General features: G+C 46.8%; 22 protein-coding genes and 1 other annotated feature. Of the genes, 4 read left to right on the forward strand and 18 right to left on the reverse strand.

What is annotated here, in order from left to right; translation table 11 throughout:
* Positions 1 to 262: 262 nt before the first annotated feature.
* The 6 genes from MHH76_RS12805 to MHH76_RS12830 all read right to left on the reverse strand — a co-directional run bounded on the left by MHH76_RS12805 (position 263) and on the right by MHH76_RS12830 (position 6,197).
* Positions 263 to 967: a thioesterase domain-containing protein gene (locus MHH76_RS12805; RefSeq protein ID WP_020452080.1), complete on the reverse strand. Its 705-nt coding sequence runs from the start codon at positions 965 to 967 to the stop codon at positions 263 to 265.
* Between the two features lie 46 nt (positions 968 to 1,013).
* Positions 1,014 to 2,279, reverse strand: coding sequence for an MFS transporter (locus MHH76_RS12810; RefSeq protein WP_020452081.1), 1,266 nt, complete (start codon positions 2,277 to 2,279; stop codon positions 1,014 to 1,016).
* A 459-nt stretch (positions 2,280 to 2,738) separates the two neighbouring features.
* On the reverse strand, positions 2,739 to 3,248 hold the full coding sequence (locus MHH76_RS12815) for a DUF3189 family protein (RefSeq protein ID WP_041817455.1): 510 nt from the start codon (positions 3,246 to 3,248) through the stop codon (positions 2,739 to 2,741).
* Between the two features lie 53 nt (positions 3,249 to 3,301).
* Entirely contained in the window at positions 3,302 to 4,024 is a 723-nt protein-coding gene (locus MHH76_RS12820) for a poly-gamma-glutamate hydrolase family protein (protein ID WP_080646604.1), read from the reverse strand.
* A 427-nt stretch (positions 4,025 to 4,451) separates the two neighbouring features.
* Positions 4,452 to 5,234 carry an SDR family oxidoreductase gene (locus MHH76_RS12825; protein WP_020452084.1) on the reverse strand — a complete coding sequence of 261 codons (783 nt, stop codon included), beginning with the start codon at positions 5,232 to 5,234 and terminating at the stop codon, positions 4,452 to 4,454.
* 9 nt (positions 5,235 to 5,243) lie between these two features.
* Positions 5,244 to 6,197 carry an MBL fold metallo-hydrolase gene (locus MHH76_RS12830; RefSeq protein WP_268441497.1) on the reverse strand — a complete coding sequence of 318 codons (954 nt, stop codon included), beginning with the start codon at positions 6,195 to 6,197 and terminating at the stop codon, positions 5,244 to 5,246.
* A 145-nt stretch (positions 6,198 to 6,342) separates the two neighbouring features.
* Positions 6,343 to 6,544, forward strand: a binding site (T-box leader).
* A gap of 44 nt (positions 6,545 to 6,588) precedes the next feature.
* Here MHH76_RS12830 and proC point away from each other — a divergent pair.
* On the forward strand, positions 6,589 to 7,410 hold the full coding sequence (gene proC / locus MHH76_RS12835; protein WP_020452086.1) for a pyrroline-5-carboxylate reductase: 822 nt from the start codon (positions 6,589 to 6,591) through the stop codon (positions 7,408 to 7,410).
* 63 nt (positions 7,411 to 7,473) lie between these two features.
* Here proC and MHH76_RS12840 read toward each other — a convergent pair whose 3' ends face one another.
* Complete coding sequence (locus tag MHH76_RS12840) at positions 7,474 to 9,078, reverse strand: M20/M25/M40 family metallo-hydrolase (RefSeq protein ID WP_268441493.1); 1,605 nt, start codon at positions 9,076 to 9,078, stop codon at positions 7,474 to 7,476.
* 137 nt (positions 9,079 to 9,215) lie between these two features.
* On the opposite strand from MHH76_RS12840, the gene namA reads away from it, so the two are divergent.
* Positions 9,216 to 10,286, forward strand: coding sequence for an NADPH dehydrogenase NamA (gene namA, locus MHH76_RS12845; RefSeq protein WP_116758571.1), 1,071 nt, complete (start codon positions 9,216 to 9,218; stop codon positions 10,284 to 10,286).
* Positions 10,287 to 10,405: 119 nt separating this feature from the next.
* Positions 10,406 to 11,167: an alpha/beta hydrolase gene (locus tag MHH76_RS12850; RefSeq protein ID WP_020452089.1), complete on the forward strand. Its 762-nt coding sequence runs from the start codon at positions 10,406 to 10,408 to the stop codon at positions 11,165 to 11,167.
* A 35-nt stretch (positions 11,168 to 11,202) separates the two neighbouring features.
* On the opposite strand, the gene rpmG is transcribed toward MHH76_RS12850, so the two are convergent.
* A complete protein-coding gene (gene rpmG / locus MHH76_RS12855) occupies positions 11,203 to 11,352 on the reverse strand; it encodes a 50S ribosomal protein L33 (RefSeq protein WP_003183271.1) in 150 nt (49 codons plus the stop codon).
* A gap of 117 nt (positions 11,353 to 11,469) precedes the next feature.
* Positions 11,470 to 12,393, reverse strand: a complete 924-nt coding sequence (gene rnz / locus MHH76_RS12860; RefSeq protein ID WP_020452090.1) for a ribonuclease Z — start codon at positions 12,391 to 12,393, stop codon at positions 11,470 to 11,472.
* 232 nt (positions 12,394 to 12,625) lie between these two features.
* Between rnz and zwf the strand changes: the two genes are divergently transcribed.
* Positions 12,626 to 14,089 carry a glucose-6-phosphate dehydrogenase gene (gene zwf, locus MHH76_RS12865; protein WP_041817458.1) on the forward strand — a complete coding sequence of 488 codons (1,464 nt, stop codon included), beginning with the start codon at positions 12,626 to 12,628 and terminating at the stop codon, positions 14,087 to 14,089.
* Between the two features lie 36 nt (positions 14,090 to 14,125).
* Here the strand turns inward: zwf and MHH76_RS12870 are convergent, their stop codons facing one another.
* The 9 genes from MHH76_RS12870 to MHH76_RS12910 all read right to left on the reverse strand — a co-directional run bounded on the left by MHH76_RS12870 (position 14,126) and on the right by MHH76_RS12910 (position 24,013).
* On the reverse strand, positions 14,126 to 16,090 hold the full coding sequence (locus MHH76_RS12870; protein WP_059231908.1) for a TRAP transporter permease: 1,965 nt from the start codon (positions 16,088 to 16,090) through the stop codon (positions 14,126 to 14,128).
* Positions 16,083 to 16,601 (reverse strand): DUF1850 domain-containing protein, encoded by a 519-nt coding sequence (locus MHH76_RS12875; protein WP_059231906.1) that lies wholly within the window; start codon positions 16,599 to 16,601, stop codon positions 16,083 to 16,085. The genes MHH76_RS12870 and MHH76_RS12875 overlap by 8 nt, the downstream gene beginning before the upstream one ends.
* 101 nt (positions 16,602 to 16,702) lie before the next feature.
* A complete protein-coding gene (locus MHH76_RS12880) occupies positions 16,703 to 17,692 on the reverse strand; it encodes a TAXI family TRAP transporter solute-binding subunit (protein ID WP_043054388.1) in 990 nt (329 codons plus the stop codon).
* 245 nt (positions 17,693 to 17,937) lie between these two features.
* Positions 17,938 to 18,651, reverse strand: a complete 714-nt coding sequence (locus MHH76_RS12885) for a GntR family transcriptional regulator (RefSeq protein WP_020452095.1) — start codon at positions 18,649 to 18,651, stop codon at positions 17,938 to 17,940.
* A 119-nt stretch (positions 18,652 to 18,770) separates the two neighbouring features.
* Positions 18,771 to 20,186, reverse strand: a complete 1,416-nt coding sequence (locus MHH76_RS12890; protein WP_043054389.1) for a glycoside hydrolase family 1 protein — start codon at positions 20,184 to 20,186, stop codon at positions 18,771 to 18,773.
* Between the two features lie 15 nt (positions 20,187 to 20,201).
* Positions 20,202 to 21,518, reverse strand: coding sequence for a PTS cellobiose transporter subunit IIC (gene celB / locus MHH76_RS12895; protein WP_025811184.1), 1,317 nt, complete (start codon positions 21,516 to 21,518; stop codon positions 20,202 to 20,204).
* 39 nt (positions 21,519 to 21,557) lie between these two features.
* Positions 21,558 to 21,890 (reverse strand): PTS lactose/cellobiose transporter subunit IIA, encoded by a 333-nt coding sequence (locus MHH76_RS12900; RefSeq protein WP_023855146.1) that lies wholly within the window; start codon positions 21,888 to 21,890, stop codon positions 21,558 to 21,560.
* A 5-nt stretch (positions 21,891 to 21,895) separates the two neighbouring features.
* Positions 21,896 to 22,204 (reverse strand): PTS sugar transporter subunit IIB, encoded by a 309-nt coding sequence (locus MHH76_RS12905; protein WP_059231904.1) that lies wholly within the window; start codon positions 22,202 to 22,204, stop codon positions 21,896 to 21,898.
* Positions 22,205 to 22,351: 147 nt separating this feature from the next.
* A complete protein-coding gene (locus MHH76_RS12910; protein ID WP_020452100.1) occupies positions 22,352 to 24,013 on the reverse strand; it encodes an alkaline phosphatase in 1,662 nt (553 codons plus the stop codon).
* Positions 24,014 to 24,039: the final 26 nt, after the last annotated feature.

The raw sequence follows: 24,039 nt of genomic DNA on the forward strand, positions 1-24,039 counted from the left end.
TGAACCTCCGTCTTGTGAAAACAGATTATCAAAAATAATCATTATTTTCCATAGGAATATTGTTTAATAATGGTTAATTTTTTATGAATTGGATATTTTATATTTTACATTGTTTAAACATGTATTTATGAGACAAGATAAACACCAAATAGATCAAAAGATCTAAAAAACACTGTTCCGATTATAATAAAAGTAATTTTTGAAGCGTCCGAAGAAGGAAAAATAGATTAGACCCGGGCTTGAATCTCGCCGAAATCGCAGGTTAAAACGTCCGGCTGGCTGTCAGTGAATGATTGATGATTTCGGTGATCTTTTCAACGTGATGGTGCAAAAAGAAATGATTCCCCTCAAAGTAATAGGCTGTAAAGTGTCCTGAAGTATGATGTTTCCAATCGGATACATCTTCCTTGCTCATGGCGTCTTCTTTTCCGTTGAGAACGGTAATGTCGCAATCTATTTTGCTGTTTCTTTCTTGATAGATATAGTTTTCTACCATTTTAAAGTCGCTTTTGAGAATGGGGATAAACAATTCAAATAGCTCTTCATGATTGATGAGCTCCTCAGGCGTTCCCCCGAGCTCGACAATTTTTTTCTTAAAAATAGGATTGGGCAAGGTATGCAGTTTTTCTGTCTTTCTGATCCTGTTTGGCGCTTTATAGCCCGAGAAAAAAATGTGAACCGGTTTTTCAGCTCCCGCCCCGCTCATTTGATAGTAAAGTTCATATGCCAAAAGGCTTCCCATGCTGTGCCCGAAAAGAGCGTAGTCGTCACCTTTTCGTTCAGCTTGAACCTGCTCAAAAATGTCTTGAACTGCTTCTTCAAGGCTTTCGTAACAAGGCTCGTTGAAACGCCGGCCCCTTCCCTTCAGCTGAATCGGACAAATCTCAATGTCGGGCTGCATATGGCCTTTCCAGGAATAAAATGCGGATTCGGATCCGCCGGCGTAAGGCAGGCAAAATAATTTCATTTCTATCATTCCCTTTCGTTGTAGATATTTTTTGGTGAATAAGCCGTTAATCGACGGATACGTCAGCCGTCCGGTTCACCGCTAAAAACTTCGGAAGGATAATCATGTAGAAAACGCCAACAGCAATCAGGCTTCCCCCGACTAGCCAATACAGGCTTTCAAGCGCGATCCATGCCGGGTAAAGCCAAGCAATAAACAGAAGGGTCAGCGACTGTGAGAGCATCATAAGCGGATGAATCCACCCCTGTACCCTTCCCATCATTTTCGGATTGACGATGCTTGGTATCCATCCTCCGATGGCAACGTTGATGCTTGGAAGAGAAACCGCGATAAAGCAGGAGCAGACCATATACAGCCACAAACTTTTAACCAGGGAGCCGGAAATCGTGGCACAACCGCAAACAATCAGCGCCAGGATCAAAAGTTGATAAAGCTTCAATTTTTGAGAAAGCAAGGATGCGGCGATGCTTCCCGCCAAAAACCCCGCACCGAAAACAATGCCGAGTACAATCGACATTTCTTCATAGTTTCCAGGTGCAAGCTTGTATTTTAGTATAAACACCTGCATGACCGAGAGCCCCCCATTGACAACTCCGAAAAGGACGAATCCGGACACGAGGGCAAGCAGCAATTTATGGTTGAGAATATAAGTAAAACCAAGTGTGAAATCTTTCCATATACCAGCGATATTCAGCTGTCTAATGGAATGTTTTCCATTTGGCATGCGGACGGCATCGGAGATCCGGCAGGCTTGAATCAAAAGCCCGCTCAGTGCGAAGCTGGCTGCATCAACCATGACGGCTCCTTCAACTCCAAGCGTCCAATAACAAAATACGCCAAGCCCGTTTCCGAACAGCATAAATAAACTGGCTACCATTTGATTCAATCCGACGGCCAGCGAATATTCGTTTTCAGATAATATTCCTTGAATAAGAGAAGTTTGGGCAGGGGTGAAAAAACTTTTAACGGCGTTTCTTAAAAAAAGAACGGCAAATGTAAACGGCATCCATTCAAGATAGAGCGACAGCAGTAATACAATAGATAGTCCCATACAGATCCAGTCGCAGTTTTTGGCGATTTTCTGCCGGTCAAACTTATCCGCGAAAACACCGACGAGAAAAAATACAGCCAATGTAGGCAATGACAGCATCAGCTCGGTCATTGTGGCATATGCAGGCTGATTGGAAAAACGGTCTAGAAGGTAAAACAAGAGTGCAGTGAGTCCGATGATCCCTCCCATTTGTGAGGTAAAGGATGCGAAGAACAGCAGCGCATAATTTTTATTTTGAAAAATAGAAAACATTTTTTTCATAGGCGCCTCCTAATTTGTATTGAGACAGACGGCTCCATTTGTTATTCTGAAAAAATAACATCATTCTAATTTTCCGTCTCTTATCACATTGATTTTCATTTTTAAAACTACACTTCTATCATTTAAAGTGTCGCAGATTGAATTTCCCAATATAAAATCGCTGCTTCTCATAACGATTGCAGCCGTCTTTTTAACCCCCCGTTTCTTCTTTCAGATAGTATTCTCTAGCAAAGTGGAAGGGAAATCCCCGATCGCTCCCCTTCAAATTTACAAAGAAGTAAATTTATGAAAAGTAATTCTAAGGTTATAGATTCGTCCTATTTCAACAATATCCTCTATCTTATATTCATTTTTTTAGAAAATGTCCTTTTTAAAAAGTAATTACTATATCAAGAAAACAAAAAAACGCTTCCGATATGGAAGCCGAAAGACTCAGCATACCGGAAGCTGTTTAGATGTTCATTTTTTTATGAAATTGTTATCCAGCACTTCGATCACCGAAGAAGTCGTTTTTGAACGGTCTTTTGTTTGCTGTACCAGTTTGATGATGTCTTGGTATGCCTGCTGCGCTCCGAGCACCAGCAAAGGAACCCCGATCGGATCGATTTTCAGCCTCCTTGAAAATAAACCGCCGAATGTCATCGCAATGGGCACAGTCGGAGACGTGTTTGAAAAAATGACTTTTTCCTGCAGTTTTCCGCTTTTTTCAAACAGCTCGAAAACGCCCAGCATGGCTGGAATGACCGCTTTTGATGATCCTCGGCCGATCGTGTACACCTGGTGGCCTTCTTCATCTAGACCGTGAAAAATTAATTTTCCCATTTCCTTCGGACTTAATTGATTAAAACAGTCGGTGCTTAAAATTTCGTTTTTCGTCGGTTTTCTGCTGAATGGGAGCTTTTTCAGATGATAAGCGGCGGCAAGCGCAGATGAATGAGTGCCGCCGTAACAGTTGTATATATAGATCAACATGCTCACCCTCTTAAATGTCTTTAGTTTTAATGTGACCCAAATATACAATCTTATTTATACCGTGTTTCCAAAACTTCTTTAACAGCTGAGACATACGCTTGGAACGTCTCATTTTTAGAACTTGCCCGCGTCCACAGGCCGAACTCCGAAAAAAAAGCCTCTCGTTGAGGCGTGCTGATTTCCAATTGAATGCTTTGACCTGTTTTGCATTGATTATTGATATTTTCGGGATTTCCCCCTGCAAGCCGGTGGCTTGGGCTGACCAGCTCCGCTGAAAAACCTTTGTTCTGCAGCGCTCTGACAATTGCTTTCGCCCCTCCGGTATCCGTTCCCCCCACAAGCGTATGTTCAACGATGTCATGATATCCATGAAAAGCCAGCGTATAGTTGTGCTCTTTGACCGCTTTGACGGCCTGCGGTTCATCAAAATTGTTGCTTGTGATGTGAAGATCCCAGTTTTGCGAGGGTTTGATTCCTTCGAATAAGTAAGTGGAATAATCGGCGCTGAAGGCGCGGACAAGTTCACTGACACCTCCTTCGATTCCTCCGCCGTGCGGCGAAAGAATCAACAGTTCGGTGCCCATGTCTGTATATTCGATTTGATAATCTTCTCCTTCTGTTTCATGTTCGGCAAGCTCGGCAAAATTGGCGTATTTGTCTGCGGATGAAGCGACGCTTTGCAGTGGAAATTGAAAGATGACCGTTAAGCAAATCCCCGTGACTAACCAGATGATGCAACGACTTTTCATCAATGGGTTCCATTCTTCCTGCACCATTAAGAAACTCCTTTTATCGTGTATTTTGTTGCGAGTATCACGTGATATCATGTTTCGGCCGGGATGAGAGAATCTCAATAAATGGTAAAATATTACTTCTTTTCGTCACCCAGTTGCCATTTTATATAAGAAGAACTGCATAACGAAAGCGACCTTTACCTTATTTTTCATCAGCGGCCGGCACGTGTTCCCGGAAGCACGGAATCTTTCGGCATACAGTATTTTTATATCGATTGCCTCAGACGGGACAGGTGCCTTCAGATCAAGCAAAGCCTATAGAAGGAAGCACAGGTTCGGTGCAGCGGTTTGAAGAGGGACAAAGTCTCCCTGTCTTTATATGATATTTTGAGCCTCTCTGACAGGAGATCATCTAAAAAAATGCAAATAAAAAAGAAACGGACATTTCCGTTCCTTTCAGAGACGATCATTTTTTATAGAAAGCGCTCCGGCCTGCTCGTTCAACCAGGGATGGGAAGAGCTGATAGAGTTTGCTGACTCCGTTCATCCAGCCTGGAAGATTAATTTCGCGCTTGTTCGTCATCATTGCCGAGACGACTTTCTTAGCAACCTGATCGGGATCAAGCATCCATCTCTCGACGTTTTTGACATAATCCCCTCTTTTATCGGCCGTCTTGAAAAAATCGGTTTGAATCGGTCCAGGATTGACCGTTGTCACGTTGACCCCTGTCTCGGCAAGCTCCATTCTCAAGCTGTTTGAATATCCGAGCACAGCATGCTTTGTTGCTGCATAAAGGCTTGACTTGGGCGTCGCTAATTTGCCCGCTTGTGAGGCGATGTTGATAATATGGCCTTTGTCTTGCCTGATCATATGCGGAAGTGCCATTTTCGTGCAGGCGATCAGACCGAATACGTTGACCTCAAACATCGCTTTCATATCTTCAAGGGAAGCGTCAAGCGCGCTTTCGAAAATACCGAATCCCGCGTTGTTCACAAGAATATCAACCGGACCGGCCTCTTGGAACGCCGCTTTAATGTCATCCGTCCGGCTGACGTCCAATGCGATGATGCGGCATTTTGCACCGGTTTCATCGGCGATGTTTTGCTTCAAAGCCATGAGGCGGTCTCTTCTGCGCGCAGCCAGAATAATCTCGGCTCCTTCCTTGGCGGCATGGTATGCGATCCGTTCGCCAAGTCCTCCTGAAGCCCCTGTAATCATCACGTTTTGCTCTTTCAACTTTTGCTGCATGTTCGTCACCTACTTTGCGTAATAGTACTCGATTCCATCGGCCGTTTCTGCTCCGATCCTCCCTTGGGATTCCAAATCGTCAAGCTGCCCAATCGTTTCTGACATCGTTAAGAACAGCTCTTTTTCATAGACTGCAGGGAACAGTTTTTGACATATCTGATAAGGTGAATGCGGTTTTTCAGAAAGGATGCGGTACACCTCTTCGGCTCTGTTTCGCTGCTTTTCCAGCCTTTTGGCGACAAGCTCATTCACTTTTGTGATGTCCTCCCCGTGGCCGGGATAAATAATATTGAGCGGAAGCTCCCGCAGCCTGCCGAGCGATTTCAAATAGTCCAGCAGCGGAGTCGGGCGCTTTTCTCCTTTTTGCGGCACTTCCAGAAGCGGATTTGAAGAAGACGGCTTTAACAGCAAGTCTCCTCCGAGCATGCTTCCAAGCTCCTCATGATAAAGGACAATATGTGAAGCGGCGTGTCCGGGCGTCTCAAGAACCCTCCACCCTTCAAGCCCGTCAATTTGCGCGCCTTCTGAAACGGTCTCTGTCAATGTCCGATTACAGGAAAACCGGTACGACGCTTTTACCGTAAGCCCCGGCGGCTTCATATCGCCGGGAACGCCGAATCGCTGAAACAGGTATGTAAAAAAGGCCTTTTGTTTTTCAATAAAATCGGGATTTTGGCTGATATACGGTTCATTGAACGGATGGCCGATGATGTTGACCCCTGCGGGGAATTCGTCCAGCAGTCCGGCGTGATCAGCGTGATGATGGGTCAGAACGACCTGGTCGATATCGTTTAATGACAGTCCCTGGCCGGCCAGCTCTTTCTTCAAAACGGCGGCCGCCTCCTTTGTATTGGGCCCGGCATCGATCAGAGTGAGCGCCTCGCCTCTGACCAAATAAATGTTGACGTCTCCGACTGCAAACGGAGTCGGCAATGAAATAGGAATGATTCTTGCGTCTTTCATCGTTTGATTCTCCTCATCCTGCGAATTGATGTTGATCATATTTTACCTTTTTCTCCCGCGCATGTCATTTTTGCTTCAAATGCCTGTTGACATTTCATCATTCCTCATAGCATAATGAACAACAAATATATGCAGGTAAATGAACGAAGACGCAATGAAGAGGAATAGTAAACAAGCAATGGCGAAAGAGAGTGAAATCCACGGCTGAAAGATTTCACAGCCCGCTTGCCTGTTGAACCTGCCCTCAGAGCGCTTAGGCAAACCTAAACGTATCCCGCGTTACGGGGCAAGAGCTGAGCATGTATATGCTAATGAAGGTGGTACCGCGAAACCTTTTCGTCCTTTGTGAAGACGGAAAGGTTTTTTTGTTTTTTAGAAGGAGGAATTCATAATGAAACGAATGGGATTTATCGGAGCCGGTTCGATGGCTGAAGCGATGATTAAGGGGCTTGTCAAAAGCGGTGCGATGGAGCCGGAAGCGATATTCGTCACGAATCAGTCGAATACGGCCAGGCTTCGTGAATTAAGCGAGACATACGGGGTATGCGGAGAAGCCGATACAGCAAAAGTCGCCGCCCGTTCGGATACACTCGTTTTGGCGATGAAGCCGAAGGACGCGGCGGACGGAATAGCCGCACTCCGCCCCTATTTGCGAAAAGATCAGCTGCTGATTTCCGTCCTTGCAGGCATTCCGATTCACACGATCCAGCACTATGCCGGGCTTGAGCTGCCAGTTGTAAGGGCCATGCCGAATACATCGGCCGCCATTCAAAAATCAGCCACAGCCTTTGCGGCAAGCCCGCTCGTGACGAAAGAGCTGATGCAGGAAGCGGCTGACCTCTTTGCGACAGTCGGAAGCGTTGCAATCGTTGAGGAATCTGCCCTTGATGCGGTGACAGCCGTAGCCGGAAGCGGCCCCGCTTTTGTTTATCGGTTTGTCGAAGCCCTGCAGGCGTCGGCTGCGGAATTGGGGCTTCCTGAAGAAACGGCGAAACAGCTGATTATCGATATGATGTCAGGTGCGGCTCAAATGCTTGAAACCGGCAGGAATCCTTCTGTCATGAGAAAAGAGATCACAAGCGCCGGAGGGACAACGGAAGCAGGCCTTCGGGTGCTTGACGACCATCAGTTTGAACAGATTGTCATATCCTGCGTCAAAGAAGCGGCGAATCGTTCTGCGGAAATCAGGGATATGTTTGCGGCCAAAATTTAAAAAAACCGGGAGACAGCGTGTCGCTTGTTCCCGTTTTTTCCCCAAGCGGTCCCGTCCGTATACTTAGAGAAGCTTGTGTATCGCCAGCCGGAGAATATCGGGCAGCTTTCCGAATGAAAACGGCACATGGAGGCGTTCCGTCCATTTATGAGGGTCTTTGCCGGCCGGCCCGATATTGATGACTGGCATAAACAGTGCGTTTTCTCGTCCTTTAGGCAGTGAATAGCCGTGTTGAAACAGCGGCATATTTGATGTGAACGCATCGACAGACTGCTTTTGCAGCTGAAGGTAGCTTAAATCAGACAAGCCGGGAAAATATTGGACTTCTGTAAATTCAATACCGTACCTGTCGGCCGCATACTGTTTCACATCTTTCATCACATTTCGGATCAAAGGATCGTCCTTTGAAGAAACAGCCGGATAAAACGGCGGACTGTAAAACAGAACGATCATCGGAGCATCTTCTTTGCAGAGTGAAGCCAATTCAGAGACGATTTTCGTTGAAAAATCGCGGTCTCCCAGCTCGCCCCTGTTGGCAAATGCAAAGTTAAGTATGCGTTCCGCCTCGGGCTTCCCGGCCTTTTCCTTTGCTTTGTTCCACAGCTCCTCAAACGTCAGCACGGAAACGGTCGGGTTCATTGGCGTGAATGCTTCAAACCGCTGATATTCGGCCGTTTTATGCTCAATATTTGTTTGAATATTGGCGGCCGCTTCCTTGGCTGTGTCAAGCAGCATGCGATGGAGCTCGGCGGCGGAACGCTGCATCATCAGTAAATTAAAGAGCGACACCGCTGCGTGAGGAGTCTGAACCGAGTACGCCTCCTTCAAATCTTTTTGCATCAGATTGGCCGGAGGAGGCGTCACCTCTCCGTCCGCTTCTTCGCAATAGTCGACGTTTAATTCGAGCAGCCTGTTGATTTCGGACACCATTAAATTCGAATTCACCCCTGCAAACGGCTCGCCGACATGCGTCTCAACCCCTTTGCAGAAAAATCCGGCAAGCGCTTTGCCGATGCTGCCTGAATAGACGTACTGCTTCGGATCTCCCGGATGTGTTTCAAACATCGGCTCACAATTTAAGCACGATGTATAATGAAGGCCAAATTTTTTTTCCAGAGCTTTCAGTGCGGGTACTGCTTCAAGCATCCCCTGTGAATTGACTTCTTCGTCCGGAACCGTAATTAATAGAAGGTTTCCGTCAAATTCTCCGTTCATCGCCCGTTCCAGCATCGAAAATTGAACAGCAAGACCCGCTTTCATGTCCATGCTTCCCCTTCCAAACAGCCATTCGCCGCTTTCCAAGTCTCTTCTGACCCGTTCGGGCAAAAGTTCTTTTTTATCATTTAATACATCCATGAGTTCCGGGACTTTGCATGCCATATGTTTGAATTCTCCGTAGTCTGCCGTATCGACCACGTCAAAATGGCTCAAGAGGAGCACCGTATTTGATTTCTCTTCCTTTTTGACGAGGGCGGTTAGAAAATAACGCCCGTCTTCCATCGGGTGAAGCTTTAAGTATTCAGGATTCTTTTGAAAGTACGAACGCTCCTTTAATATATCATGCATATACTTCGCAAGCGCCACTTCTCCGGCCGTGCCTGAGATGCTTTCGTATTGAACTAGAGAAATGAGCAGCTGTTTCAGTTCTTCCACTGTCTGCCACTTCATAAAGCAAACCCCCTCTTTCGCTGTTTTCCGCCAGATGTATGCAAATATCGTATTTAGTAAAAATTAGAATGTGAACAACTTTATTGTACTGAACATTCTTATATATGGAAATGACTTGAGCAGTTTATATGACGAGAATGGACAGAATTGGTATAATCGAGGCGAAAACTTACGGGAGGCGAAAAAATTTGAGTAATCGAAAACTGTTTACACCATGGAGTTTAAAAGGAGTTACACTAAAAAACCGGATTGTCATGTCGCCGATGTGCATGTATTCCTCCCATGAAAAGGATGGAAAAGTGCAGCCGTTCCACATGACCCACTACATCTCCCGCGCCGTCGGACAAGTCGGACTGATCATGGTAGAAGCTACCGCCGTCACCCCAGAGGGAAGAATTTCCGATCAGGATCTCGGTATATGGGATGACGCGCATATTGACGGACTTGCCGCATTAACGTCACAAATCAAGCCGTACGGCAGCAAAACGGCGATTCAGCTGGCGCACGCCGGAAGAAAAGCCGAGGTCGAAGGTACAATCTACGGGCCTTCAGCTCTTCCTTTCGACGAAAATTCGCGAATACCTGTTGAAATGACAAAAGAAGACATAAAAGAAACCGTTCAGGCTTTCAAAAAAGGAGCTGAACGTGCGAAAGCCGCCGGCTTTGACATCATTGAGATTCATGGAGCCCACGGATATTTGATCAACGAATTTTTATCACCGCTTTCCAACAAACGCGAGGATGAATATGGAGGATCACCGGAAAACCGCTACAGGCTGCTTCGCGAAGTCATCGACGCTGTAAAAGAAGTCTGGGACGGACCATTGTTCGTACGCGTTTCGGCTTCAGACTACAAAACAAAAGGCCTTGATGTCGCCGATTATGTCGGTTTCGCCAAATGGATGAAAGAACAGGGCGTTGATTTGATCGATGTCAGCTCCGGTGCCGTCGTGCCTGCCGACATCAACGTCTTCCCGGGCTACCAAGTCGGCTTCGCCGATACAATTCGCGCCCAAGCCGAAATCCAGACAGGTGCAGTCGGGTTGATCACAAGCGGCCTTCAAGCTGAGGAAATCCTCCAAAATGGACGCGCAGATCTCATTTTCGTTGCGCGAGAGCTGCTGAGAGATCCATACTGGCCGAAAACTGCTGCCAAACAGCTGAACACAAAAATTGAAGGGCCTGTTCAGTACGACAGAGCCTGGTAAGTTGCTGATATCCCGCCTCAAGGCGGGATATTTCTTTTTTTCAAACTCATGAGAAACGAACATCCTTGTTTGTGCGTCTTTCCTAATAGAACACCATATACAGAGAGAGGATGACCTCTATGACCATAACGGAAAGAATATATACAGTTGAAGGATGCATGTTTTACACAAAGCAGAGAAAAGGAAAAAAGAACGCAACCATTATTTTTGAAGCAGGCTACGGTTCTTCTTCAAAAACTTGGCAGCCCATTTTACCGGATATAGACGAAGATCTCGGCTTGTTTGCATACGACCGTGCAGGCCTTGGCAACAGCGGGCCGAGCAGCAGCAAAAGAACAGCGGATCAGATGGTAAAGGAACTGAAAGCGCTGCTTGCAGCAGCAGGCGTCAAACCGCCCTACCTGTTTGTCGCCCATTCGTTCGGCGCCGTCATTGCAAGGTTGTTTGCAAGCCGGTACAGCGATGAAGTCATCGGCATGGTGCTGCTTGATCCCGCTTGTGAAGATCAGGAGGAAACAGTGCTGCCTCTTCTTCCGGAAACATTAAAAGAAGACTACAGCAAACAGTTTTCGATCGAAGGGTCTCATGAGGACTTTCAACAAAGCCTGGACATTCTGAAGCAGGAAAAGAAACACCTCGGTTCGGTTCCTTTGCTCGTCCTCTCGGCGGGAAAAAGGACGGAGACGGCGAAACAGGCTCATCACGAGTGGCTGAAGCTTCACAGCAGACTGCTGTCTCTTTCGCATCAAAGCGGCTGGATTCAAGCGAAAAACAGCTCGCATTTGATCCATCATGATGAACCCCACATCGTCCAGCTTGCGATCTATGATGTGTGGTATGCCGCACAGCAGCAAACATACGCCTATCAAGCCGCCAATTAAACAAAAAAACCAGCAGACATTCTGCTGGTTTTTGGTTATTTTGTTTCACGGTGAATCGTGTGCCTTTTCAGACGCGGAGAATATTTTTTCAATTCCAGGCGATCCGGATTTGTACGTTTGTTTTTTGTCGTAATATAATTGCGGTCCCCTGTTTCAGTACACGCCAATGTAATTTTGACTCTCATGTTGTCCTCCTTATCAAAACGTAATGATTACGCTTTATTATACACCATTTTAAAACCGTGTCAACAAAAAAAGCTTCCCGTCCCGCATTGCCGGAACAAAGAAGCTTCGAATGCCAATTAAGTTCTTTTAATCTCATGCTCATAAAAGTCAAAAGCTGCCACGGTATCAGGAAAGATCGCTTTCGCTTCATTGACCAGTTCAAGCACGTTTTCCCCCTGGTATCTTGCACTGATATGTGTTAAAATCAGTTCTTTTGCGCAGGCCTCCCGCGCTGTTTCCGCCGCTTGTTCTGAAGTGCTGTGATAATAGTCTCCGGCAAGCTCCCTGTCACCTTTCGCAAATGTTGCTTCATGGATGAGGACATCGGCTTTTTCGGCAAGCTTCTTCACATTCTCGCATGGCCTCGTATCTCCGGAAAAAGCGACAATCCGCCCTTTTTTCGGCGGTCCGATAAAGTCTGCACCGCGAATCTTCCGGCCGTCTTCCAATGTGACCGTCTCCCCGTTTTTCAGCTTTTGATAAACAGGGCCAGGCGAGACTCCGGTCTCTTTCAGCGCTTCGGCGTCAAGTGCGCCTGGAACATCTTTTTCCTGCACGCGGTATCCAAAAGCGGGGATGCCGTGAGATACGCTTCTCGCCGTCACGATAAACTGGTCATCTTCAAAGACTGTCCCTTCTTCAATCTCCTTAATCACAAGCGGGTATGTGACATGCGTCCCCGATACGTCAAGCGCCGTTTCAAGAAACGTTTTGATTCCTTGCGGTCCGTATACGGTCAGCGGACCTTCCCCTCCCTGGAAAGAGCGGCTGCTGACAAGACCCGGAAGCCCGTATACATGATCGCCGTGAAGATGGGTAATAAAAATCTTTTCAATTTTTCTGGGCTTGATCGATGTATGTAAAATTTGATGCTGTGTGGCCTCCCCGCAGTCAAACAGCCAAACAGACCGCCTTTCTTCTAAAAGCTTCAATGCGACGGATGTGACATTCCTCGTTTTTGCGGGGATGCCTGCTCCCGTTCCTAAAAATAATAACTCCAATATCCTTTCCTCCTGCTAAAAACTTCATCTATCACAAGCATACAGGAAGTCTGAGAAAAAAGAAACGCCGGCTTCACGCCAGGCTATGCAACTAAATACCCTGCCCGTTTTCAGTAAACTTTTCATACGATTCGATCTCAAATGTTTGCTTTAAGGGATTATTAGCTTTAAAATGAAGAAAATAAACTTAGCTTCGAATAAAGTGAGGTACGTTTAATTGAAAAAAGATCAAATGGAACCAAAAGCAGTTATCGTAATATTTGGCGCAACAGGGGATTTGGCAAAACGAAAACTATATCCTTCTATCCACAGGCTCTACGAAAACGGACAAATCGGGAATGAATTCGCGGTTGTCGGAGTCGGCAGACGCCCTTGGACAAATGAAGACTTTCGCAGTACCGTACAGCAATCGGTTTCGAAGTTTCCGTTAAACGAAAAGGATGTGGACGAGTTTACATCTCACTTCTACTACCATCCTTTTGATGTTACAAATTCCGGCTCATACCGGGAATTGAACGAACTTTTAGAGAAGCTGGAAAGTACATATGATATTCCGAATAACCGGATGTTTTACTTGGCGATGGCTCCTGAATTCTTCGGAACGATTGCAAAGTTCCTAAAATCAGAGGGTGTCACTTCAACAAAAGGCTGGTCAAGGCTTGTTATCGAGAAGCCTTTCGGGCATGATCTGCCGAGCGCAAAAGCCTTGAATCAGGAAATCCGTGAAGCCTTTACAGAAGATCAAATCTATCGGATTGACCATTATCTAGGAAAGCAAATGGTGCAGAACATCGAAGTCATCCGCTTTGCCAACGCGATTTTTGAGCCGCTTTGGACAAACAGATACATCTCGAACATTCAAATCACGTCAAGTGAAGATTTGGGTGTGGAAGACAGAGCGAGATATTATGAAAAATCTGGTGCGCTTCGAGACATGGTTCAAAACCACATTCTTCAAATGGTGGCGCTGCTTGCGATGGAACCGCCGATCAAGCTGAACACGGAAGAGATCCGCAGCGAAAAAGTGAAGGTGCTCAGAGCCCTTCGTCCGATTCGAAAAGACGAAGTCGATCAATTTTTTGTGCGCGGCCAGTATGACGCGGGCGTCGTTGACGAAAAACAGGTTCCGGCTTATCGCGATGAGCAAAATGTAGCAAAAGAGTCGAATACGGAAACGTTCGTTGCCGGCAAACTGCTGATTGACAACTTCAGATGGGCCGGTGTGCCGTTCTACATCCGGACAGGCAAACGGATGCAGAAAAAATCAACGCAGATTGTCGTCCAATTTAAAGACATTCCGATGAACCTTTATTACGGAAACGGCAACACGATGCATCCTAACCTGCTGGTGATCCATATTCAGCCGGATGAAGGCATCACCCTTCATTTAAACGCAAGGAAGCTTGGAGGCGGCACTTTTGCCCAGCCGATCAAGCTCGACTACTGCCATAACTGCGGGGACGGCATCAACACGCCTGAAGCTTATGAAAAGCTGATTTTGGACTGTTTGCACGGAGACGCGACAAACTTTGCTCACTGGGATGAAGTTGCGCTTTCCTGGAGTTTTGTTGATGCGATATCTCAAAACTGGGAGGAAAACAAAACCCTTTCCCCTAACTATGAAGCGGGCTCTATGGGGCCGAAAGCTGCTGATGACCTGCTCGCAAAAGACGGCTTTCATTGGTGGCCGCTTTAATAAAAAACAGCCTTCACATTGAAGGCTGTTTTTTATTTATGCTTTTAAGGCCTGTATTTCTTTCGGATGGCTTTTGTCCCGCTTCCACATCAGCTGAAGGACGAACAACAGAAGGAATATGCCGAGACCGATTATGTCGGAATAGCCCTCCGGATAAATCAGCAGGAGACCGCTCGCAGCCGCCAGTATTCTTTCAAACCAGAACACTTTTCTCATCCAGAATCCGACCATGCCCGCACCGATGGCGATCATTCCGGACAATGCGGTAAAGATCACCCAGAGAATTTCATACCAATGCGCGTCAATCATGAGAAGCTCCGGAGACAGGACGAATACATACGGGATGATAAAAGCGGCAATCGCAAGCTTTGCTGAATTGATCCCCGTTCTGATCGGCTCTCCTCCCGCAACACCAGCGGCGGCAAAGGCTGCCAAAGCAACGGGCGGTGTAATGTCAGCTACGATGCCGAAATAAAACACGAACAAGTGGGCCGACAGATCAGGAACATTCAGCAAAATCAAGGCTGGCGCGGCAATCGTCGACGTAATCACATAGTTTGCCGTCGTCGGCGACCCCATTCCGAGAACAAGAGCGGCGATCATTGTCAAAAAGAGTGAAGGCAGCAATGCGCCTCCTGCCAAATCGAGCAGACCGTTTGCAAGTTTAAGGCCGAGGCCCGTCTTTGTGACGACTCCGACGATGATGCCGGCGGCAGCTGTTGCCGCCGCAACGGAAAGCGCCATTCTCGCTCCTTCCGCGAGAGCCAGCACAATCCCTTTAAGGCCCATTCGCGTTTCCCTGTTGAACAAACCGACCAGGATCGCCAGAACGATCGAATACAATGCGGCATGCATGACCGTAATGCCCGACATTAACAAAAAGACGACCGAAACGATCGGAAGCAGCAAATAAATCTTTTTGAATACTTCCTTGCGGTTCGGCATTTCTTCTTTCGTCAATCCGCGCAGGCCGAGGCGCTTCGCTTCAAAGTGCGTCATAATCCAGATGCCTGTAAAGTACAAAACAGCCGGGATCATCGCGGCTTTCGCGATATCCCAGTACGTAATCCCTCCGCCGATGAACTCAACCATTAAAAAGGCGGCGGCTCCCATAATCGGAGGCATCAGCTGTCCGCCGGTAGATGCGGAAGCTTCGACTGCACCGGCAAATTCTTTTTTATAGCCCAGTTTTTTCATCATCGGAATCGTAAACGATCCGGAAGTGACGACATTGGCGACAGAGCTTCCGCTGATCGTTCCCTGAAGCGCGCTTGAAAAAATCGCGACTTTTGCCGGTCCGCCCGTGCTTCGCCCGGCGATCGCCACAGCAAGGTCATTAAAATACTGCCCCACACCGGTCCTGACAAGAAATGAACCGAACAAGATGAACAGGAAGATGAATGTCGAGGACACAGCGAGCGGCGTGCCCAAAATTCCTTCCGTCGTAAAATACATCGTCTGAACGAGCCTTTCCAGCGTCAGGCCGTTGTGAGACAAAAAGCCCGGCAGATACGAGCCGTAAAGGCCGTACAAAAGAAACAGGGCGGCGATGATCGTAATCGGCAGTCCGACAGCACGTCTCGTCGCTTCCAATACGAGCAGGACGGCCAACAGCCCGACATAAAAGTCAGTTTCCGTGATCAATCCGATCCCGCCTACAATCGTTTCATAATTGGCAACCCAATAAGCGCCGACGCCCGCTCCTAATACGGCTAAGATTGCGTCATACCAGGCGACTTTGAATTTGCCGGTCTTCCGTAAACCTTTTGTCGCCGGAAACAATAAAAAAATCAGACCGAGCGCAAACCCTAAATGAACCGACCTTTGAATTTGAGCCGGAAAAACGCCAAAAATGGCTGTGTATAATTGAAACAAAGAAAAAGCGAGAAGGCCGGCAAATGCAATGACCCCCGTCAACCCTTTGAGCTTTCTCGTTCCCGCTTCAGGATCGTATTTCTCCAGCAGTTCCTGCTGATCTTTTTCCGAAAGCTGCTCAGTCATTGATCTTCACTCCCCTCAGTTGTTGCAAGACATTTAGTTTTCGGACACTCATCCTTGTCCATGTGCCGGGGCGGATGTACCGCTTTAACTCATGTTCAGCGCCTGAATACTTGATCCTGTGATTCGCCCTCACCCTTCCGATCCGCATATCAATGAACGGAAAGGTCCTCTTCATGTCCGAAATGGTGTAGACACCGTTATTGATGACGAGCCTTTCACCTTGCTCCGCGTTTGCGGGCATTCCGACGGCCGGATCATGATAGGTCAGAGCGGTCTGCCGAATCATTCCTTTTTCCCACACATACGATTCGATCACTTCTGTCCGATGGATGGAATGCGTATAGATCACATCAAAGCTTTTCTTCTTTTGGAGGGGAAGAAAAGCGATGATCTCGCCGCTGTCCTCTTTCTCGAACACGACAGCGGTCTGATAAGGAATCAGGCATGCCGCTGCAAAAGCGGCAATGATCAGCGCCGGCACAAGCCGTTTTACAATTTTGAATTTCCTCATTTTCCCAAATCCCCTGCCGAATAGAAAAACGATAGACCGATGTTTCATTGCAACGGTCTATCGATTGTCCGGGCTTGTTCATCGCTTATCTGCCTGCGGCTTTACGATTTTTCTATCCCTTTTTCTTTGAAATATTTAGCCGCTCCAGGATGAATTTCAATATCGCCCAATCCTTCAAGCGCGGTTTCAGGCTTGATAAATTCGCCTTTGGCATGATTGATTTTATCGGCTTCAAACAGCGCTTTCGTCATTTTATAGACGGTGTCCTCATCCATCTTGTCGGATGCGACGAGCATCGCTTTGACAGCGACCGTGTTCACATCGCTCCCGATGCCGTAGGTGCCTTTTTTGATCGTATCCTCAGCATAGAACGGATACTTTTCAATCAGCTTTTCCTGCTTATCTTTTTCAATATTTAAAATTTTTATTTTATTTTGCGCAGAAAGCCCTTCGACAGCCCCGGTAGGCGTTCCAGCCGTGATGAAGGCGGCATCGATCGCGCCTGACTGAATGCCGTCGGTCGACTCTTCAAAAGACAGGTTTTGCGGTTTGATGTCGTCAAAAGACATCCCGTGAACCTCCAAAATCTGCTTGGCATTAATGTTGACCCCTGCACCCGCAGCACCCACGGAAACCGTTTTGCCTTTTAAATCTTCAATCGAATTGATTCCGCTTTTTTCCGTTGTTACAATCTGTACAGTTTCAGGATACAGGGCGGCAATCGCCTTGATTCCTTCAATTTTTTCTTTAAACATTTCTTTGCCTTCTATGGCATAAGTGGCAATGTCCGTCTGAGAAAAAGCGACCTCAGCTTCCCCTTTTTGCAGAGTTGCCATGTTTTCAGCAGAAGCACCTGTAGTCTGCGTCGTAAATTTGTCTCCTGTTGCATCCTCCCAAAGGTTTGCAAATTGACCGCCGAGCGGATAATATGTACCGCCGGTTCCCCCTGTCAGCAGACTGTAGCTTTCTGATCCTTTTGACGCAGATCCGCCGTCCTTATTTCCTGATGCATTGCCGCTTCCGCACGCTGCCAATCCCATGACAAGCGTCAGCAGCAATACAATCCATGATAAGCTTTTCCACTTTTTCATTCATTCTCCCCCTTTGCTTGTTGGACAAATAACAATCCTATCGTACCACGAAAAATGTATTAGTTGTCAATATATTGTTTTATTTCTAATTATTTAGTTAATTTTATGAGCAGCTGGTTCTGAATATGCGCACGGCCTCGGAAATTCCCGTCCGCTAAAGCGATGGTAGCCCACGATCCCCTCGGAGGACAAGCGTGCTGGAAGATTGCATGACAAAACAAAAAACCCGCGGTTATGCAGGTTTTTCATTTCCGAACATGGACGCTGGAAAACACAAACTTGTCGTAGCGATGCCTTGCAAAAGAATATTCAAACGGTTCTCCCGTATTTAAAAAAGCGACCTGTTCAACTTCAAGAACCGGATCGTCAGGGGCGCATTCCAAGTACTCTCGGTCGAGCGCATTCGACTTATCCGCCCTGATCTTCCGGTGCGAGCCGGCGATTGTCAGTTTCAGCGTCTCGGTGATGTGCCGGTAAACGGAGCCGTGAAGAACGTCTTCATTTAATTCAGAGATGACATTCGAAGGCATATACGTTTCTTCAATGACATACGGTTCGCCTTCAACCTTTCTGAGCCTGATGATATGATACACCGGAACGGTCTTTTCGATTGACAATTGCTTAGCCACTTCATCTGAAGGGAATTCGACATCAAATTGAATGATGCGGCTTTCGATTTGTTTATTGGCGAGAAGCTTGGTCAGCCCGAGGTTTTCGCGGTCTGTCACACTGACGGGAAGCTGCTGAATCGATGATTTTACTATGAAGGTGCCGTGTCCGCGCTTGCGGTACAGCATGCCTTCTGACACGAGAATATCGAGGGCTCTTTTCATCGTCATTCTGCTGCAGGAAAATTCTTTGGCGAGAGAAAGCTCATCAGGTATGGGCTGATCAATCGGATAGTATTCTTCCTGAATCCGCCTCCTCATTTCGTTTGAAATATATTCGTATTTTCTCATGTTTTAACCACCATTACTAAGGATTCTGTATGCTTGTAACACCTTCCTTATCATTATATCGGTTTTGAAGCGGAAATAAAAAGATGGCCCAACAGACCATCTTTTAGCCCGAGTCCTTTTTAAAAACCGTTGTTCTCGGCAAGTTTCTTAAACCAGTATCCGCTTTTTTTAATCGTTCGTTCGCCGTTTTTGTCAAGGTTGACAGATACAAATCCGTAGCGGTTTTTATAGGCGTTCGTCCATGACCAGTTGTCCATGAATGTCCAAAGGTGATAACCTTTGACATTCGCTCCTTCCTGAATCGCTCTGTGCACCCATTTTAAGTGTTCTTCGATAAACGCAATTCGGTAGTCATCGCGGATTATGCCGTCTTCGCCACGGAAACGCTCTTCTCCTTCAACACCCATTCCGTTCTCAGAAATAAAACATTCAAAATTTCCATAGTTTTCTTTGACATTCATTAAAATATCATAGATTCCTTTTTCGTATATTTCCCAGCCGCGGTGGCGGTTCATTTTTCGTCCGGGCATTTCATAATGGTCAAAAAAACGCTCCGGCATAAAAGGCGCGTCCGGATGAGGCATGTGCTCCTTCGCTTTCACCCGTCTCGGCTGATAATAATTGATGCCGAGCAGATCGACAGTGTGATTTTTGATCAGCTCCAAGTCTCCTTCTTCCATGACAGGCAAATAGCCTTTTTCTTTTAAAATATCTGTTAAAAGCTGCGGAAACTCACCCTTAACGGCAGGATCAAGAAACGACCGGTTAAAGAAAGCGTCAGCTATTTCAGAAGCTCTCACATCTGCCGGGTGCTGGCTTCGCGGATAGGATGGCGTTAAATTTAAAATGATGCCGATTTTGCCGTCGCCTCCGAGTCTGCGGTAGGCTTCGACCGCTTTGGCGTTTGAAAGAATTTCATGGTATGCGACCTGGACGGCCTTTTGAAAGTCGATGATGTTCGGATAATGAAAATCGTATAAATAGCCGCCTTCAGCAGGAACGATCGGTTCATTGTGGGTAAACCATTTTTTCACACGATCCCCGTACAGCCGGAAGCACGTTTCCGCGTATGAAACAAAGTGATCGACGACTTGCCTGTTTTCCCATCCGCCGATATACTGGAGCGCAAGCGGCATATCAAAATGATAAAGGTTGACAAAAGGCTCGATCCCAGCCGCCAGCAGCTCATCGATGACTTGGTTATAAAAGGCAGCTCCTTCCTCGTTCAACCGCCCTTTTCCTTCAGGAAACAGACGGGCCCACGAAATGGAGAAACGAAAAGAGTTGTGGCCGAGCTCCTTCATCAGCTGAATATCTTCTCTGTAAGTCTCGTAAAAACGCGAAGTCTTCTCAGGGCCTACTCCGTCAAAAAATCGGTTCGGCTCTTTTTCGTACCAGTGATCCCAAATGTTCTTTCCTTTGCCTCCTTCAGCCGCCGCTCCTTCAGTCTGAGTCGCGGATGCCGCAGACCCCCACCAGAAGCCTTTTGGAAAACGGTATTGAATTTGTTCTAGCTGCAGTTCTGTTTTTGACATGTCATCAATCTCCTTTTAAAGTCCTAGCGTTGTCTGATCTTGTTCCGCTGCATTGATTTCCTGCTCTTTTTTCATATTCATCCGGTCGATGAATTTCAAAAACGGGAACCAGATCATAAAGACAACGGCTAAATTCACAATCTGTAGAATGCCGCCGGCAAGCGAATTGGTCGCCATCATTCCGCTGATAAAAATCGGCACAGTCCAAGGAATCGTGACCCCGGTCGGCGGCGGCACAAGCCCGGACGCCATTGCGAAATACGTAATTAAAGTGACGATCATCGGCGAGATCACCCACGGAATAAAAATGAGCGGGTTCATGACGATCGGCAGGCCGAAAATGATCGGTTCATTTACGTTGAAAATCCCCGGCGCTGCTCCGAGTTTTGCGACCTGCTTCATTTGCTTGCTCTTCATAAACAGCAGGATGGCAATAATCACGGCCAGTGTCATCCCGGTTCCGCCCATTCCGACGGTGTACACTTCCATAAACTGCTTATTGATAATATGCGGAACTTCCCCTGTTGCGGTATAGCTATTCAAATTTTCGATCGAAAGCGTATTCCAGATCGGATCCATAACAGAGTTGATAATAATTTGCCCGTGGAGTCCGAAGAACCAGAGAAGCTGAGTAAAAAATATAGCAATCAAGGTCGGAATGATACCGCTTCCAAGGCCGACAAGCGGAGCCTGTACCAGATTGTAAATTAAATCGTGCATATTCGTATTGAACGCTTGGGTCACAAGGATATTGATGACCAAGTAGACGGACAAGGTCATCACCGCCGGAATCAGCGCGGCAAAAGATTTAGCTACAGCAGGTGGAACGCCGGCGGGCATTTTGATCGTATAGTTTTTCTGGACAAAAAATCTGAAAATCTCCGCGGATGTAAAGGCGGTAATCATTCCGAGGAACATCCCTTTCGCACCGAGCCTGTCAATCGGGATGACGTTCGGAATCACTTCCCCTCCTTCGCCGTTTAATACAAACGGAGTCAGCAGAAGGAACGATGCCAAAGCGACGACTCCTCCAAAAACCGCATCGACTTCATAAGTTTTGGATAAATAATACCCGATCCCGAACACGACGAAAACGGACATAATGCTGATCGTTGCGCTCGGCGCTATGCTTAAAGCCGACTGGAACGTTTCAAGCGCCGATTTGCTCATCATTTTATTGAGAAACGGCAAATTGGTTAAAACGACAATGATCGATCCGAAAATGGTGAGCGGAAAAGCCAGCATAAACGCATCCCTCAGCACGCCTAAATACCGGTTGTTATTCAGCTTCCCGGCAATCGGCACCAAGAGGTTGCTCAATTTTTCAAACATGGTCTCTTATCCCCCTTCGATTTTGCCATACAGTGCGAATCATAGATTTTTCTCTTTGAATAATTCCAATAATTCGGACACAAGTTCCTTCATCGTGAGCGTCGACATCAAATGGTCCTCCGCGTGCAAGAGCAGCAAAGAGAACTCACTTTTTTCCCCGCCCGCTTCTTTTTGAATCATTTGAAAGTGAATATCATGGGCCTGCTGCAAATCGGCTTCAGCCTGGTGCAGCAGCTCATCTGCTTTCTGAACGCTGCCGGCGCGGTATGCCCTGATGGACTGAATGACTTTGCTGCGGGCGTTTCCGCTATGAAGAATGAGCTGAAAGCAAATTTGTTCGCCTGTTAATTCATCGAGTTTTAATTTTCCCATCATCATCAATCTCCGATCAAGCTGAGCGCCTGTTCATAAGCTTTCTTTCCGTCTGCCATTCCGTAAGCCATCATATCAATCACATCAACCTTAGTACCGTACTGTTCTGCTTCTTTCTGCAGCTCGCCTTTTAAAAAGCTCATTTGCGGGCCGATGAGAACGACGTTTGCCTCTGCCATCTCTTTTTTTGCCTGGTCCTGTCCGACCGCCCAAATTTTTGCCTCGTCACCGATTGAATGCGCGTATTCCTCCATCTTGGTGACAAGGAGACTTGTCGACATACCCGAACTGTATGCAAGTAAAATCTTTTTCATCGTCATATCCTCCTTTATTAAAAGCGCTTTCACACAACTATTATTATATCTTTTTATTTTTATATGTCTAGACATTTAAAAATAAATGTATGTATTTATTTTGAATAATAAAAACCCCCTCTTCTTTCAAGAGGGGGGCCAAACAAATTATCGGGCGTATTTTTTGAACAGCTGAACTGCTTCCTTCGGCACGTAGAAGGATCCATTGCTTTCAACAATCACGCTGTCTAATTCATATTCCTTTCCGTTGATTCTGATGAGGTTTTTGTTCACCGGCATTTCGGCTTTCCCTTTTTTGCGCGATGCGACAAGAACTGGATTAGCCGGATCTTTCTGATCGATCGTTACGCTGGCTCCGGCTTTTTTAAATGCCTGTTTTGCTTCGATAAATAATTCGTTTGTTAATTTGTCTAAGTTGAAGCCCATTGCTTTTGCCATCGTTTTAGCGATGCCGGTGTTATCGACGAGCCCCTGCGGCTTTTCGGGACCGTACGAATACAGGAAGACATCTTCACCTGTATGACCGCCTGTTGTGAATCCGATGTTGGCTCGGTTGCTGAGCAGCTTGGTGAATAATGAAGCCGCTTCTTTTTTGTTTTTCACGCTTTTCAGCTGTTCCTTCTCTGCCGGCGTTAAATCATCAAGTCCGTAAAGCTTTGCCGCTTCTTCGATATTCGATAAATCGTCTTTTAATTTGCCGGTTGCGCCTTCCACCGTCATTTTAGCCTTTTTCAGCGGATCGATATATGCTGATACCGGCGTTGTGTCATAGCCTTTCGTCGTGTTGCTGTTGCCGATGGAGATGCCGCTGTTGCCGTGGTCTGAGACGGCAATAACCATTGTATGTTTGTCTTTTTTAGCGAATTCAAGCGCTTCTTTCACCGCGTTATCAAATGCCAATACATCGCTGATCATGCCGATCGGATCGTTTTGATGCGCTGCCCAGTCAGGCTTGCTTCCTTCCACGAATAAAAAGAAACCGTCCTTGTCTTTAGAAAGCGTCTGAATCGATTTTTTCGTCATCTCCGCAATCGTCGGCTGCTCTGGATGCGTTGCACGGCGGTCCATGTCATACGCGAGATCGCGCTGTGAGAATGCGCCCCAAATTTTTTTCGATTTTGACTTGAGGAGCTGATCTTTCGTTTCAACAAAATCGTACTTTTTATCTTTGAGCACTTTGACAAGGTCTTCACCGTCTTTGCGGCTTTTATCCTTTGTCCCCGGCTGAAGCGATTCTTTTCCTCCGCCAAGGACAACGTCCATGTTTTGATAAACCTGCTGTTCACCGAGTACTTCAAAGTTATTGCGGTCCTTATGATGGCCGGAATAGCCGGCAGGCGTCGCATGCTGAATTTCAGAGGTTGCAATAATGCCAGTTGCTTTTCCCTTCTGTTTGGCGCCTTCCAGCACGTTTGCCACAGGCCGGTATTGATCTTTTTTACCGACCTTCTCGACACCTGGTGTATTCACCTTTGAAGGCAGCACTCCAATATAGGAAGAATTTGATTTTCGTCCCGTTGCCATCGCAGTTGCTGCAGGTGCAGAATCAGTGATCGCCGATTCTGCCGAATGCGTCCGGACACCACCGCTGACAATCTGGTCCATCGCGAGCGGTTCGCCTTTATACCAGCGTGCCAATGTTGTTGCAGAAGAGCTTGTTCCATCCATGACCATCATGATCACGTTTTTGACCTTTGGTTGTTCCTTCTTTTTCGCTGTTTCCATTGCTGCACTGCCTGTTCCCGCTGATCCTAAAGCGACTGCGCCTGCCAATGTAATGCCGACGATTCTGTTGCGTAAGAAACCCATTCTTATGTACTCCCTCCATAACCGCT

This window comes from Bacillus sp. FSL L8-0193 (genome assembly GCF_037976065.1).
GTDB lineage: Bacteria > Bacillota > Bacilli > Bacillales > Bacillaceae > Bacillus > Bacillus paralicheniformis.

Bases quoted from the DNA above. Each gene is read 5' to 3' on its own strand.
- MHH76_RS12905 (WP_059231904.1), bottom strand. From the start codon at position 22,204: ATGAAAAAGATTTTACTTGCATACAGTTCGGGTATGTCGACAAGTCTC.
- celB (WP_025811184.1), bottom strand. From the start codon at position 21,518: ATGTTTGAAAAATTGAGCAACCTCTTGGTGCCGATTGCCGGGAAGCTG.
- MHH76_RS12910 (WP_020452100.1), bottom strand. From the start codon at position 24,013: ATGGGTTTCTTACGCAACAGAATCGTCGGCATTACATTGGCAGGCGCA.
- namA (WP_116758571.1), top strand. From the start codon at position 9,216: ATGGACAGAATTGGTATAATCGAGGCGAAAACTTACGGGAGGCGAAAA.
- proC (WP_020452086.1), top strand. From the start codon at position 6,589: ATGAAACGAATGGGATTTATCGGAGCCGGTTCGATGGCTGAAGCGATG.
- rpmG (WP_003183271.1), bottom strand. From the start codon at position 11,352: ATGAGAGTCAAAATTACATTGGCGTGTACTGAAACAGGGGACCGCAAT.
- MHH76_RS12830 (WP_268441497.1), bottom strand. From the start codon at position 6,197: ATGAAAGACGCAAGAATCATTCCTATTTCATTGCCGACTCCGTTTGCA.
- MHH76_RS12885 (WP_020452095.1), bottom strand. From the start codon at position 18,651: ATGAGAAAATACGAATATATTTCAAACGAAATGAGGAGGCGGATTCAG.
- MHH76_RS12805 (WP_020452080.1), bottom strand. From the start codon at position 967: ATGAAATTATTTTGCCTGCCTTACGCCGGCGGATCCGAATCCGCATTT.
- MHH76_RS12880 (WP_043054388.1), bottom strand. From the start codon at position 17,692: ATGAAAAAGTGGAAAAGCTTATCATGGATTGTATTGCTGCTGACGCTT.
- MHH76_RS12900 (WP_023855146.1), bottom strand. From the start codon at position 21,890: ATGGGAAAATTAAAACTCGATGAATTAACAGGCGAACAAATTTGCTTT.
- MHH76_RS12840 (WP_268441493.1), bottom strand. From the start codon at position 9,078: ATGAAGTGGCAGACAGTGGAAGAACTGAAACAGCTGCTCATTTCTCTA.
- MHH76_RS12850 (WP_020452089.1), top strand. From the start codon at position 10,406: ATGACCATAACGGAAAGAATATATACAGTTGAAGGATGCATGTTTTAC.
- MHH76_RS12870 (WP_059231908.1), bottom strand. From the start codon at position 16,090: ATGACTGAGCAGCTTTCGGAAAAAGATCAGCAGGAACTGCTGGAGAAA.
- MHH76_RS12890 (WP_043054389.1), bottom strand. From the start codon at position 20,186: ATGTCAAAAACAGAACTGCAGCTAGAACAAATTCAATACCGTTTTCCA.
- MHH76_RS12810 (WP_020452081.1), bottom strand. From the start codon at position 2,279: ATGAAAAAAATGTTTTCTATTTTTCAAAATAAAAATTATGCGCTGCTG.
- zwf (WP_041817458.1), top strand. From the start codon at position 12,626: ATGGAACCAAAAGCAGTTATCGTAATATTTGGCGCAACAGGGGATTTG.
- MHH76_RS12825 (WP_020452084.1), bottom strand. From the start codon at position 5,234: ATGCAGCAAAAGTTGAAAGAGCAAAACGTGATGATTACAGGGGCTTCA.
- MHH76_RS12875 (WP_059231906.1), bottom strand. From the start codon at position 16,601: ATGAGGAAATTCAAAATTGTAAAACGGCTTGTGCCGGCGCTGATCATT.